This is a genomic window from Pseudomonas sp. PSB18 (genome assembly GCF_014596565.1).
In the GTDB taxonomy this organism is placed as follows: Bacteria; Pseudomonadota; Gammaproteobacteria; order Pseudomonadales; family Pseudomonadaceae; genus Aquipseudomonas.
On sequence record NZ_NOIN01000011.1, the window covers coordinates 147,338 to 159,505 of the forward strand.

At 60.4% G+C, this 12,168-nt stretch carries 11 protein-coding genes; 9 read left to right on the top strand and 2 right to left on the bottom strand.

All coding sequences use genetic code 11. The features are described 5' to 3' along the window. Nucleotides 1-128 precede the first annotated feature (128 nt). From CGA22_RS22925 to CGA22_RS22940, 4 genes are all read left to right on the top strand, one after another. A complete protein-coding gene (locus CGA22_RS22925; protein ID WP_003198672.1) occupies nt 129-431 on the top strand; it encodes an ArsR/SmtB family transcription factor in 303 nt (100 codons plus the stop codon). 12 nt (nt 432-443) lie between these two features. Then, complete coding sequence (locus CGA22_RS22930; RefSeq protein ID WP_041021126.1) at nt 444-1,610, top strand: MFS transporter; 1,167 nt, start codon at nt 444-446, stop codon at nt 1,608-1,610. 31 nt (nt 1,611-1,641) lie between these two features. Further along, on the top strand, nt 1,642-2,691 hold the full coding sequence (locus tag CGA22_RS22935; RefSeq protein ID WP_041021127.1) for an alkene reductase: 1,050 nt from the start codon (nt 1,642-1,644) through the stop codon (nt 2,689-2,691). A 335-nt stretch (nt 2,692-3,026) separates the two neighbouring features. Beyond that, nucleotides 3,027-3,539: a hypothetical protein gene (locus CGA22_RS22940; protein ID WP_041021128.1), complete on the top strand. Its 513-nt coding sequence runs from the start codon at nt 3,027-3,029 to the stop codon at nt 3,537-3,539. 126 nt (nt 3,540-3,665) lie between these two features. Here the strand turns inward: CGA22_RS22940 and CGA22_RS22945 are convergent, their stop codons facing one another. Beyond that, nucleotides 3,666-4,298 carry a TetR family transcriptional regulator gene (locus tag CGA22_RS22945; RefSeq protein WP_041021129.1) on the bottom strand — a complete coding sequence of 211 codons (633 nt, stop codon included), beginning with the start codon at nt 4,296-4,298 and terminating at the stop codon, nt 3,666-3,668. Nucleotides 4,299-4,560: 262 nt separating this feature from the next. Here CGA22_RS22945 and CGA22_RS22950 point away from each other — a divergent pair, with 262 nt between their 5' ends. The 4 genes from CGA22_RS22950 (at nt 4,561) to CGA22_RS22965 (ending at nt 10,762) form a co-directional block, all read left to right on the top strand. Then, complete coding sequence (locus CGA22_RS22950) at nt 4,561-5,730, top strand: efflux RND transporter periplasmic adaptor subunit (protein ID WP_041021130.1); 1,170 nt, start codon at nt 4,561-4,563, stop codon at nt 5,728-5,730. A 3-nt stretch (nt 5,731-5,733) separates the two neighbouring features. Next, nucleotides 5,734-8,889, top strand: coding sequence for an efflux RND transporter permease subunit EmhB (emhB, locus tag CGA22_RS22955; protein WP_041021131.1), 3,156 nt, complete (start codon nt 5,734-5,736; stop codon nt 8,887-8,889). Then, the gene (adeC, locus tag CGA22_RS22960; protein ID WP_041021132.1) at nt 8,886-10,343 is read left to right on the top strand and encodes an AdeC/AdeK/OprM family multidrug efflux complex outer membrane factor; all 1,458 of its coding nucleotides are present in this window, start codon (nt 8,886-8,888) and stop codon (nt 10,341-10,343) included. The genes emhB and adeC overlap by 4 nt, the downstream gene beginning before the upstream one ends. 281 nt (nt 10,344-10,624) lie before the next feature. Then, nucleotides 10,625-10,762, top strand: a complete 138-nt coding sequence (locus CGA22_RS22965) for a hypothetical protein (protein WP_041021133.1) — start codon at nt 10,625-10,627, stop codon at nt 10,760-10,762. A gap of 62 nt (nt 10,763-10,824) precedes the next feature. Here the strand turns inward: CGA22_RS22965 and CGA22_RS22970 are convergent, their stop codons facing one another. Next, nucleotides 10,825-11,178, bottom strand: a complete 354-nt coding sequence (locus CGA22_RS22970; protein WP_041021134.1) for a DUF6124 family protein — start codon at nt 11,176-11,178, stop codon at nt 10,825-10,827. A gap of 668 nt (nt 11,179-11,846) precedes the next feature. On the opposite strand from CGA22_RS22970, the gene CGA22_RS22975 reads away from it, so the two are divergent. After that, a partial coding sequence (locus tag CGA22_RS22975; protein WP_188258714.1) for an OprD family outer membrane porin occupies nt 11,847-12,168 on the top strand: 322 nt, incomplete at its 3' end.

Consider the following 12,168-nt stretch of genomic DNA (forward strand, 5'->3'; position numbering starts at 1 on the left):
TCGTTATAACCCGATATAGCGATTTGTTCGGTATTCAGATCAAATCCATATTGGTATATCGCGAAATAACGATTTAAGGTTCGCTTCATCGCGATATAGCGTTTTACTCACCCATACGAACTGCCCTCATGACCCTTGACCTCGACGAAATAATAAAAGCACTGGCACACCCGGTACGGCGAGACATCCTCAACTGGCTCAAAGACCCCAAGGTCCAGTTCCCTGAACAATTGCACAACCACGAGTTCGGCATCTGTGCCGGACAGATCGACCAGCGTTGCGGCCTGTCGCAGTCCACGGTGTCGGCCCATCTGGCGGTGTTGCAACGGGCGGGGCTGATCACCAGCCAGAAGGTCGGTCAATGGCACTTCTTCAAACGCAACGAGGAAGTGATCCAGCAGTTCCTCAAGCAAATGAGCCAAGAACTCTGACAAGGATTCGCCATGCCCCTCTCACTCCTTATCCTGGCCCTGAGCGCCTTCGCCATCGGCACCACCGAGTTCGTCATCATGGGCCTGTTGCCCGATGTGGCGACTGACCTGGGCGTATCGATCCCTGGCGCCGGCTGGTTGGTGACCGGCTACGCCCTCGGCGTGGCCATCGGTGCTCCCTTCATGGCCCTGGCCACCGCCCGGCTGCCACGCAAGGCCGCCCTGGTGACGCTGATGGGGATTTTCATCATCGGCAACCTGCTGTGCGCCATTGCCAGCGACTACAACGTGCTGATGTTCGCCCGGGTCGTGACCGCTTTGTGTCACGGTGCATTCTTCGGGATCGGTTCGGTGGTGGCCGCCGGCCTGGTGGCGCCCAACAAGCGCGCCTCGGCCGTGGCCCTGATGTTCACCGGCCTGACCCTGGCCAACGTGCTCGGCGTCCCGCTGGGTACGGCATTGGGCCAGGAAGCCGGCTGGCGTTCGACCTTCTGGGCCGTGACCGTCATCGGCGTGGTGGCATTGATCGGTCTGATCCGCTTCCTGCCGGCCAAGCGCGATGAAGAAAAGCTCGACATGCGTTCGGAACTGGTGGCGCTCAAGGGAACGGGCCTGTGGCTGTCCCTGGGCATGACGGCGCTGTTTTCCGCCTCGGTGTTCACCCTGTTCACCTACGTCGCCCCGTTGTTGGGTGAAGTCACCGGCGTGTCGCCCCGTGGCGTGACCTGGACCCTGGTGCTGATCGGTCTGGGTCTGACCCTGGGCAACATCATCGGCGGCAAGCTGGCGGACAAGAGCCTGGCGAACACGCTGATCGGCGTATTCATCACCATGGCCGTGGTCTCCACCGTATTGAGCTGGACCAGCGTGGCGCTGATCCCTACCGAAATCACCCTGTTCCTCTGGGCCACCGCCTGCTTCGCGGCCGTGCCGGCCCTGCAAGTCAACGTGGTGACCTTCGGCAAAGAGGCACCGAACCTGGTGTCCACCCTGAACATCGGCGCTTTCAACATCGGCAATGCCCTGGGCGCCTGGGTCGGCGGCAGCGTCATCGACCAGGGCCTGGGCCTGACCACCGTCCCCCTGGCCGCCGGAGCACTGGCGGTACTGGCGCTGTTGATCACCCTGATTACTTTCCGCCAGGGCGCCAACCCCGACCTGGCTCCGGCAACTCGTTGACTTTTACCTGTTACTTTCGAGGCTGTAATTCATGACGACTATTTTCGACCCGATCAAACTTGGCGACATCGAACTGAACAACCGCATCATCATGGCACCCCTGACCCGCTGCCGCGCCGACGCAGGCCGCGTGCCGAACGCGTTGATGGCCGAGTACTACGTGCAACGCGCCTCTGCCGGCCTGATCCTCAGCGAAGCCACCTCCGTCACACCAATGGGCGTGGGCTACCCGGACACCCCGGGCATCTGGTCCAACGATCAGGTACGTGGCTGGTCCAACGTGACCAAGGCGATCCACGGCGCCGGCGGCAAGATCTTCCTGCAACTGTGGCACGTCGGCCGGATCTCCCATCCGTCGTACCTGGATGGCGAAACCCCGGTGGCACCCAGCGCGATCCAGCCCAAAGGCCACGTGAGCCTGGTGCGTCCATTGGCCGACTATCCGACGCCACGGGCCCTGGAAACCGCTGAAATCGCCGACATTGTCGACGCCTACCGCGTAGGCGCAGAGAACGCCAAGGCCGCCGGTTTCGACGGTGTGGAAATCCACGGTGCCAACGGCTACCTGCTCGACCAGTTCCTGCAAAGCAGCACCAACCAGCGCACTGACAACTACGGCGGCTCCCTGGAAAACCGCGCCCGCCTGTTGCTGGAAGTGACCGATGCCGCCATCGAAGTCTGGGGCGCCGGCCGGGTGGGCGTGCACTTGGCGCCACGTGCCGACTCCCATGACATGGGCGATGAGAACCGCCTGGAAACGTTCAGCTATGTGGCCCGTGAGCTGGGCAAGCGTGGCATCGCCTTCATTTGCTCCCGCGAGAAGGAAGGCGACGACAGCATCGGCCCGCAACTCAAGCAAGCCTTCGGCGGCCCATACATTGCCAACGAGCGCTTCACCAAGGACAGCGCCAATGCCTGGCTGGCCGAAGGCAAGGCCGACGCCGTGGCATTCGGTGTGCCTTTCATTGCCAACCCGGACTTGCCGGCACGTTTGAAAGCCGATGCACCGCTGAATGAGCCACGCCCGGAAACGTTCTATGGGAAAGGCCCGGTGGGTTATATCGATTACCCGGTGATGTAAGTTTCAAAACGGCCCTACTGAAAAGCCCCGACTCGAAAGAGCCGGGGCTTTTTTATGCCTGCCGACTTTATCCCGCATCAATCATTCAGAATCGAAATATCAAATAACAAGACGAAACCTGTTCACTATGGATTCCCGCTGCGGACAACGCTAATAATAAAACCCGAACAACACCCCACCCACTCAAAGGACTGATACTTATATATATTTATTTTTTAGAAAGCATTAAAGACGCTGAGCAATGGAAATCAGCAACAGCATTACTTAATCAAACACAACAGCATACAAGCCCAACGCAGGCAGGCTTCAGCGAGCCCTGCGTTCATGAGAGACCCATGACTATGAACACCCTGAAAAGTCTTATCCTTGCCCTGATACTGGGCCTCACCATGGTTGCCCACGCCATGGCCGCCACCGAAGTCACCGTGGAAATCACCAACAATACTCGCGGCACATTGAACATGACCAACTTGTTGACTGACCCACCGCAACATGCGGACTTTCCCTTAAGCGCTCATGACGTACCGCCAAAATCAACTTACATCCTCCGTGTAGCCCACGAAAGGAACTACACTCACCCTACATCTGGCTGGCAACCGACATTAAAGAAAGTCAAACCTATCGAGCTGGTTCTCAATTATAAAATGAGCAACTTCAATTTCGAGTGTCAGATGCAAACCCGCTTCCAGGCCCCCATCGTTTTTGGCGCTCTGGAGCCCAGTTACAAGCCGGACTGGAAAAGCCGATCGAACTACACCGGCAATGGCCAGTTCACGTGCAGAACGGAAATCTCCCGAAAGAGGCTCGAGCCGCCCTTCAACTACACTGTCCGCCTGATTGTCGAATAGACGGTAGCGACTCACACGCTGTCAACCTGCCAGCGGTTCATCTATAAGTACCCCATCGGGCTCGAAGTCCGACGGGGTATTTGCCATCCGCTATTGACACATATCGACGCAATTACGCATTTTGTTTCATTTGCGCAGGCTGGGGCTCAGGCGCAGCATATCCAGCCCGATGTCCACCCAGCGCTCGGCCTCACCAGCCAGGGCGAAACTGTCGGGGACCAACAGCCACTGGTAGAGGATGCCGTCGATGTAGGCATGAAGGGCGACCGACGCCCTTTCCGGGTCCAGATCACCCGGCAACTGTCCACGCTTCATTGCATTGCGCAACGACAGCGCGATACGCACATTGCAGTCGAGGCTGACTTCGCGCCGCTGCTGGCGCAAATCGCACATCTCATCGGTGAACTCGCACTTATGGAAAAGAATCTCATTGATGCGTCGGGTTTTCGGGTCCAGGGCCACCTGCTGGAACAACCGCACCAGCAACTTCTGGACGCAGCCCAACGGGTCCAGCTCCTCTTCATTTTCACTGGCCCGGGCCAGTTCATCGAGCGGCTCATGCAAGGTGTCGAGCATGGCCTGGAGCAGATCCGCCTTGTTGCTGAAATGCCAGTAGATTGCCCCGCGCGTCACACCGGCCAGGGTCGCAATGTCGGCCAGCGTCGTGCGCGCCACGCCCCGCTCGAAAAAGGCCTTTTCGGCCGCTTCGAGTATCTGGCTGCGAGTCTCCAGGGCTTCCTCTTTGGTACGACGAACCATGGCAGTAAACACCTCAATCAGGATGCATCGGCAATGCGTAAGGTCAGCTAAGCGACTGGAGGGCGCTTGCTCATAGAGAACGCCTCCGGTCAACAGGGCCTTTGTCAGGCTTTTGTAAATCCGGATGGTACGCAATTTGGCTGTTTACAAACAACCATGTACGTAAGTATATTTCTTAGCAACCTACTAATTGAAAAATGATGCCTTTCTAAACCTTCCACCTTTCGAGTGCGCCTGTTGCGCGCCTGACCCGAGGATTTCCATGCAATTCAAGCCAGCTGTTACCGCTCTGGTTACCGCCATCGCCCTGGCATCACTGCTCAGCGGATGCAAAAAGGAAGAGGCGGCCCCCGCCGCACCACCCCCTCAGGTCGGCGTCGTAACCCTCAAAACCCAGCCTTTCACCTTGACGTCCGAGTTGCCTGGCCGTACCAGCGCGTTCCGCGTTGCGGAAGTTCGCCCACAAGTAAACGGCATCATCCTCAAGCGTCTGTTCAAGGAAGGCGCCGACGTCAAGGCCGGTCAGCAGTTGTATCAGATCGACCCGGCCGTATACGACGCGACCCTCAAGAGCGCCGAGGCCAACCTGCGGTCGACCAAGTCCATCGCCGATCGCTACAAGCAATTGGTGGATGAACAGGCCGTCAGCCGCCAGGAATACGACACCGCTGTGGCCAATCGCCTCGAGTCGGAAGCCAACCTGCAAACCGCCCAGATCAACGTGCGCTACACCAAGGTCTATGCACCGATTTCCGGTCGCATCGGTCGTTCTTCAGTGACCGAGGGCGCGCTGGTCAGCAACGGTCAGGCCGACGCCCTGGCGACTATCCAGCAGTTGGACCCGATCTATGTCGACGTGACCCAGAGCTCGGTCGAGCTGCTGCAACTGCGCCGTGAGCTGGAAAGCGGCCGGTTGCAGAAGGCAGGCGACAATGCAGCCATGGTCAAGTTGACCCTGGAGGACGGCAGCCAGTATGCCCATGACGGCAAGCTGGAGTTCTCCGAAGTGTCGGTCGACCAGACCACCGGCTCCGTCACCTTGCGCGCCGTTTTCCCCAACCCGGATCACACCCTGCTGCCCGGCATGTTCGTCCATGCGCAGTTGCAGGCCGGTGTGAACAGCGCGGCGATTCTCGCGCCGCAGCAGGGCGTGACCCGCGACCTCAAGGGCTTGCCGACCGCATTGGTGGTAGGTCCGGACAACAAGGTCGAACTGCGTCAGCTCAAGGCCAGCCGCACCGTGGGCAGCCAATGGCTGATCGAAGACGGGCTCAAGGCCGGCGACCGCCTGATCACTGAAGGCCTGCAGTACGTAAGGCCCGGGGTTGAAGTCAAGGCCACCGAAGCCAGCAACGTAGGCACCGACGCAGCCACCAAGAACCCGGCCCCCGCTCAGGCAGCTGACAAAGCAGCCGGCGGCAAAGGGGAGTAAACCATGTCGAAATTCTTTATCGACCGTCCGATCTTCGCCTGGGTGATCGCCCTGGTGATCATGCTGGTCGGGGCTCTATCGATCCTCAAGTTGCCGATCAACCAATACCCGAGCATCGCGCCGCCGGCCATCGCGATCCAGGTCACCTACCCGGGTGCGTCCGCGCAAACCGTGCAGGACACCGTGGTCCAGGTGATCGAGCAGCAGCTCAACGGTATCGACAACCTGCGTTATGTGTCCTCGGAAAGTAACTCCGACGGCAGCATGACCATCACCGCGACCTTTGAGCAGGGTACCAACTCCGATACCGCGCAGGTCCAGGTCCAGAACAAGCTGAACCTGGCCACCCCACTGCTGCCGCAAGAAGTGCAGCAGCAGGGTATCCGCGTGACCAAGTCAGTGAAAAACTTCCTGATGGTGATCGGCGTTGTATCGCGCGATGGCAGCATGACCAAGGACGACCTGTCCAACTACATCGTGTCCAACATGCAGGATCCGATCTCGCGCACGGCCGGTGTCGGTGACTTCCAGGTCTTCGGCGCCCAGTACGCGATGCGGATCTGGCTCGACCCGGCCAAGCTGAACAACTACGCCCTGACCCCGGTGGACGTGAAAACCGCCATCGCCGCGCAGAACGTCCAAGTGTCCTCCGGCCAGCTCGGCGGCCTGCCCGCCCTGCCCGGCCAGCAACTGAACGCCACTATCATCGGCAAGACCCGCCTGCAGACCGCCGAGCAGTTCAAGGCGATTCTGCTCAAGGTCAACCCGGACGGCTCGCAAGTGCGTGTCGGTGACGTCGCCGATGTCGGCCTGGGTGGCGAGAACTACAGCATCAGCGCCCAGTTCAACGGTGCCCCGGCTTCGGGCCTGGCCGTCAAACTGGCCAACGGTGCCAACGCCCTCGACACGGCCAAGGCCCTGCGCAAGACCATCAACGACCTCAAGCCGTTCTTCCCGCAAGGCATGGAAGTGGTGTTCCCTTACGACACGACGCCAGTGGTGAGCGAGTCGATCAAGGGCGTGGTGGAAACCCTGGTCGAAGCCGTCGCCCTGGTGTTCCTGGTGATGTTCCTGTTCCTGCAGAACTTCCGCGCCACCATCATCACCACGATGACCGTGCCCGTGGTGCTGCTGGGTACTTTCGGGATCCTCGCGGCGTTCGGCTTCAGCATCAACACCCTGACCATGTTCGGCATGGTGCTTGCCATCGGCCTGCTGGTGGACGACGCCATCGTCGTGGTGGAAAACGTCGAACGGGTGATGAGCGAGGAAGGCCTGTCGCCCAAGGAGGCGACGAAGAAGTCCATGGGCCAGATCCAGGGCGCCCTGGTCGGTATTGCCCTGGTGCTTTCGGCGGTACTGCTGCCGATGGCGTTCTTCGGCGGTTCCACCGGTGTGATCTATAAACAGTTCTCCATCACCATCGTCTCGGCCATGGCCCTGTCGGTACTGGTGGCGCTGATCTTCACTCCGGCACTTTGCGCGACCATGCTCAAACCCATTGCCAAGGGTGACCACGGCGTGGCGAAACGTGGGTTCTTCGGCTGGTTCAACCGCAACTTCGACCGCAGCGTGCAAAGCTACGAGCGGGGTGTCGGCAATATCCTGCGCCATAAAGCGCCGTACCTGCTGGTCTACCTGATTATCGTCGTGGGTATGATCTGGCTGTTCATGCGTATTCCCGCCTCGTTCCTCCCCGAGGAGGACCAGGGGGTGCTGTTTGCCCAGGTCCAGACGCCAGCCGGGTCCAGCGCCCAGCGCACCCAGGTGGTGGTGGACAAGATGCGTGAGTACCTGCTGCGTCCAGGCAAGGATGGCGGTGAAGGCGATGGCGTGGCCTCGGTGTTCACCGTGACCGGCTTCAACTTCGCCGGCCGCGGCCAGAGCTCGGGCATGGCGTTCATCATGCTCAAGCCGTGGGAAGAGCGTAACGCCGATAACAGCGTGTTCAAGATCTCCGCCCGCGCCCAGCAGCACTTCTTCACCTTCCGCGACGCCATGGTGTTCGCTTTTGCCCCTCCGGCAGTGTTGGAGCTGGGTAACGCCACAGGCTTCGACGTGTTCCTGCAGGACCGTGCCGGCGTCGGCCATCAGAAGTTGATGGAAGCGCGTAACCAGTTCCTGGGCATGGCGTCCCAAAGCAAGGTACTGGCCCAGGTGCGTCCGAACGGCCTGAACGACGAGCCGCAATACCAGCTGGAAATCGATGACGAGAAGGCCAGCGCACTGGGCGTGACCATTTCGGACATCAACAACACCCTGTCGATTGCCCTGGGCAGTAGCTACGTCAACGACTTCATCGACCGTGGTCGGGTGAAGAAGGTGTATGTCCAAGGACAGGCAGGCGCTCGCATGAGCCCCGAAGACCTGCAGAAGTGGTACGTGCGCAACAGCGCCGGAACCATGGTGCCGTTCACCGCGTTCGCCAAGGGCGAATGGGTCTATGGCTCGCCGAAGTTGTCCCGTTACAACGGCGTGGAAGCGATGGAAGTGCTCGGTACCCCAGCTCCGGGCTACTCCACCGGTGAAGCCATGGCCGAAGTCGAAGCCATCGCCAAGAAACTGCCGGCCGGTGTCGGTATTTCCTGGACCGGCCTGTCGTACGAAGAACGACTGGCCGGCTCCCAGATGCCAGCGCTGTTCGCCCTGTCGATCCTGATGGTGTTCCTGTGCCTGGCAGCGTTGTATGAAAGCTGGTCGATCCCGATTGCGATCGTACTCGTGGTGCCGTTGGGGATCATCGGAGCATTGCTGGCCACCAGCTTGCGCGGCCTTTCCAATGACGTGTACTTTCTGGTGGGCCTCTTGACCACCATCGGCCTGGTCGCGAAAAACGCCATTCTGATCGTCGAGTTCGCCAAGGAACTGCACGAACAGGGCAAGAGCTTGCAGGAGGCGGCCATCGAGGCTTGCCGGATGCGATTGCGGCCGATCATCATGACCTCGCTCGCGTTTATCCTGGGCGTCGTGCCACTGGCGATATCCACGGGTGCCGGTTCAGGCAGCCAACATGCCATCGGTACCGTGGTTATCGGCGGGATGATCACCGCCACCGTCCTGGCAATCTTCTGGGTGCCGCTGTTCTTCGTGGCCGTGTCGTCGATAGGTCGTCGCAAGCAGGACGACACCCCTGAAACTTTTAAAGAGGCTGGGCAATGAGCAAGTCGTTACTCTCTCTGACCATCGCCGCCGTCGTGCTCAGCGGCTGCTCGCTGATCCCCGACTATCAGCGGCCCGAAGCACCGGTCGCGGCGCAGTATCCACAAGGCCCGGCCTACGAGCCGGCCAAGGCGGCCGGCCAGGCGGCCGCGGAACAGGGCTGGAAGCAGTTTTTCCATGACCCGGCCCTGCAGCAGTTGATCCAGGTCGCCCTGGAAAACAACCGCGACCTGCGCGTCGCGGCACTGAACATCGATGCCTATGCCGCGCAGTACAACATCCAGCGGGCGGACCTGTTCCCGGCGGTCTCGGCCACGGGTTCCGGCAGCCGCCAGCGGATACCGGCACGGGCTTCGCAAACCGGTGAAGCGGCCATCAGCAGTTCCTACTCGGCCACCCTGGGCATCAGCGCCTACGAACTGGACCTGTTCGGTCGGGTTCGCAGCCTGAGCGAGCAGGCACTGCAAAGCTATTTCGCCACCGAAGAAGCCCGCCGCAGCACCCAGATCAGCCTGGTGGCCAGCGTCGCCAATGCCTACCTGACCTGGCAGGCCGACAAGGAACTGCTCAAACTGACCCAGGAAACCCTGGGAACCTACGAGCAGAGCCTCAAGCTGACCACCCGTAGCGCCGATGTCGGCGTCGCCTCGGCGCTCGACCTGAGTCAGGCGCGCACGGCGGTGGAAAACGCCCGCGTGCAACTGGCCCGCTACACCCGCCAGGTGGCCCAGGACGAAAACAGCCTGACCCTGCTGCTGGGCACCGGCCTGCCGGCCAACCTGAACTCGCAACCGCTGAGCAACGACCTGCTCAGCGAAGTGCCGGCCGGGTTGCCGTCGGACTTGCTGCAACGTCGTCCCGACATTCTCCAGGCCGAACACAACCTGCTTGCCGCCAACGCCAACATCGGCGCCGCGCGGGCCGCGTTCTTCCCGAGCATCAGCCTGACGGCCAACGCCGGCACGCTGAGCCCGGACCTGTCCGGCCTGTTCAAGGGCGGCTCGGGCACCTGGACCTTCGCCCCGCAGATCAACTTGCCGATCTTCAACGCCGGCAGCCTGCGGGCGAGCCTGGACTACGCCAAGATCCAAAAAGACATCAACGTCGCTCAGTACGAGAAGTCGATTCAGACGGCATTCCAGGAGGTCTCCGACGGCCTGGCCGCGCGCCAGACCTACAACGAACAGCTGCAGGCCCAGACCGACTTCGTCGCCGCCAACCAGGACTACTACCGTCTGGCCGAGCGTCGCTATCGCATTGGTGTCGACAGCAACCTGACCTTCCTCGATGCCCAACGCCAGTTGTTCAGCGCCCAACAATCGTTGATCACCGACCGCCTGGCGCAATTGACCAGCGAGGTCAATCTGTACAAGGCGCTGGGCGGCGGCTGGAATGCCGAGACCGGCAAGAACGAGCCGGTGAAGGAAGAGGCGCCGAAGATGAAGCTGTTCTGATCGATGTTTGAGTGTTGAACACGAAGCCCACCGTAAGGTGGGCTTTTTGTTTGGGTTTCTACAGGGTTGTGTGGGAGCAGGCGGCCGGGGTTTGTTTACTGAGTACATATCCGTTGCTGCGGTAACGGCTGCTTAGGGTTTCGCCCTGACGGCGACTTACTTTCTTTCAGACGCCAAAGAAAGTAAGCAAAGAACGCTGGCCCCACCACTCGGCACCTCGCCTGGGCGAGGTGTTCCCTCACTCCGGCATTGCTCCGTGGGCCCGCCGCGAAGGGCCATCCATGGCCCAGCGCGGCTATCCCGGCATCCATGCCGGGATGCCCACTGCGCAATGCCTGCGTTCGGCCAGCGTGGTTAATGGGGCATTCAAGATCAAGATCAAAAGCCAAAGCCAAAGCCAAAGCGCTGTGATCAACTGAAGTAGCGCCATCGCGAGCAAGCTTTGCTCCCACAGCCCAGCTTGGGGATAAACCCCACTTGGCTAACGCGGGTCGACGATATCCAACGCACGATTAGCCAGTAGCTCACTCAATTCAATCATCTGCGCCACGCCCAATGCGACATGCCGCCGCGAGCCTTCCAGATCGAACGCCAGGTCGCTGACCATGGCATTGGCCGAAGCCAGGGTTTCGCTGAGATTCGCCAGCAGAGACTCGGTGTCGATGGTATCGATGACGGTGAAAACTTGAGTTGAGGTTTTGGGCTTGGGATCAGGGTGGGTGCCGAGATGGAAATCGAGTGCCCGGTCTGCCGCCTCTTGGAGTTTGTCTGGATCGGGGTCGTTGTAGGGGAGGGTGGAACCGGGCGCAGGGGGATTGGGTGTTTCTTTGATCATGATGGTGCTCCTAACGAAAATGAGAGCCGCCAGCATCACTTGCAGATGATAGGTGGCAGCTGTGTACGGGTCTGCAAGACCGAGTCGTTAGGCAACCTCGGCAGACCCGAAGGTCTCCCGCACACAGCCACCATAAAACGATGACATCAGAAAACGCCATGGATTATAGGGGCGCGGCTAGGCGCCTAACAAATTCGGCGGGCTTGCAGTCCCGGTCGCTGAATGGGCAGCGACACAAAAAGGCTAGAGGCACGGCTTCCGAGCGACAACCTTAAAAGCTTGTCGGAAAAATCGACGCGTCTGTCAGACCGTCCACGAACCCTGTGGGAGCGAGCCTGCTCGCGATAGCGGAGGACCAGGCACAGCTGAGTTGTCTGACACGCCGCTATCGCGAGCAGGCTCGCTCCCACAGGTTTTTTGTGTGGGACTGAGGTGTGTTTTTGCCGTTCGATAATCGCCCAAAACCGATAATCGCCAATTGAAGCGATCCCGGCCTGCCCTTCACCATCCCTCGCACACAACAAGAACGACAGGTGTCTCGCCATGACCACACGCCCCGCCTCGCCCGGCTGATCCTCAGCTATCCAACCCCTTGGTTCCGCCGTTTCGTCTGCAACCCAGGTTTGCGGCAGCGGTTCTTCTCGTCCATAAAAAATAGAGACACGCCCATGAAGTCCACACAGCATTTGTTCCCCAGCCTCATCGCCGTTGCCCTGGCCGGTTCCGCCCTGCCTGTCCTGGCCGCAGAGTCGGGTTTTGTCGAAGATGCGAAGGTCAATCTCAACCTGCGCAACTTCTACTTCAACCGCAACTTCACCAACCCGAGCGCAGCCCAGGGCAAGGCCGAAGAATGGACCCAGAGTTTCATCCTCGACGCCAAGTCCGGTTTCACCCAGGGCCCGGTGGGGTTCGGCATGGACGTGCTGGGCCTGTACTCGATCAAGCTCGACGGCGGCAAAGGCACCGCCGGCACCCAGTTGCTGCCGGTCC

What these genes read in the sequence shown, in the direction of transcription:
- adeC (WP_041021132.1), top strand. Translation starts at nt 8,886, where the DNA reads ATGAGCAAGTCGTTACTCTCTCTGACCATCGCCGCCGTCGTGCTCAGC.
- CGA22_RS22950 (WP_041021130.1), top strand. Translation starts at nt 4,561, where the DNA reads ATGCAATTCAAGCCAGCTGTTACCGCTCTGGTTACCGCCATCGCCCTG.
- CGA22_RS22970 (WP_041021134.1), bottom strand. Translation starts at nt 11,178, where the DNA reads ATGATCAAAGAAACACCCAATCCCCCTGCGCCCGGTTCCACCCTCCCC.
- CGA22_RS22925 (WP_003198672.1), top strand. Translation starts at nt 129, where the DNA reads ATGACCCTTGACCTCGACGAAATAATAAAAGCACTGGCACACCCGGTA.
- CGA22_RS22965 (WP_041021133.1), top strand. Translation starts at nt 10,625, where the DNA reads ATGGCCCAGCGCGGCTATCCCGGCATCCATGCCGGGATGCCCACTGCG.
- CGA22_RS22940 (WP_041021128.1), top strand. Translation starts at nt 3,027, where the DNA reads ATGACTATGAACACCCTGAAAAGTCTTATCCTTGCCCTGATACTGGGC.
- emhB (WP_041021131.1), top strand. Translation starts at nt 5,734, where the DNA reads ATGTCGAAATTCTTTATCGACCGTCCGATCTTCGCCTGGGTGATCGCC.
- CGA22_RS22935 (WP_041021127.1), top strand. Translation starts at nt 1,642, where the DNA reads ATGACGACTATTTTCGACCCGATCAAACTTGGCGACATCGAACTGAAC.
- CGA22_RS22930 (WP_041021126.1), top strand. Translation starts at nt 444, where the DNA reads ATGCCCCTCTCACTCCTTATCCTGGCCCTGAGCGCCTTCGCCATCGGC.
- CGA22_RS22945 (WP_041021129.1), bottom strand. Translation starts at nt 4,298, where the DNA reads ATGGTTCGTCGTACCAAAGAGGAAGCCCTGGAGACTCGCAGCCAGATA.